The 621-nt window shown below is 60.4% G+C and carries 1 protein-coding gene; it reads left to right on the forward strand.

From position 1 onward, the window contains the following. Positions 1–280 precede the first annotated feature (280 nt). Positions 281–621: winged helix-turn-helix domain-containing protein (locus tag AC097L_RS25355; protein WP_479589471.1), on the forward strand; the 341-nt coding region annotated here is incomplete at its 3' end.

The raw sequence follows: 621 nt of genomic DNA on the forward strand, positions 1-621 counted from the left end.
CCGACGGTGCCTGGCTTGCCTCGGCAACCGGTGCAGGCGGCGGCAGGGTTTCGGAGCGCTCAAACGGGGAAAATGGTTCAAAGTTCATACATATGTCCTTGACAATCGGGCAATCAAGTCGGTTGATACTGCAGAGACGGACTTTCCTCTGTTGGCCCGATCCCGTCCTTAGGCCTTCTGAAGCCAGCCTGAAACATTCTGAAACCGTGCATAACTGCACAGAACCGCCAAAATTCAGGCGGTGCGTTACATTTGAAAACCGACATCCAGGGGAGTTTTGTTGTTAAACAGTTACAGATTTGGCCGCTTCGAGGTGCGTCCCTCCCAGCGGGTGGTGCTGGTGGACGGAACCTCCTTCAGCCCCGGCGCACGGGCCTTTGACGTGCTGATGGCCCTGCTGCACCACCGCGAGCGCGTGGTGTCCAAAGACGAACTGCTGGATCTGGCCTGGCCCGGCCTGGTGGTGGAAGAAAACAACCTGCAAGCCCAGGTGTCGGCCCTGCGCAAGCTGCTGGGGCCGCAGGCCATCGTGACCATTCCGGGCCGGGGCTACCGTTTTGCGCTGGAGCCCACCAATACCACGCCCAACACCACGCCCGATGCCACGCCTGCAGCCACGCC

The sequence above is a fragment of the Rhodoferax sp. RT5P35 genome (genome assembly GCF_056521385.1).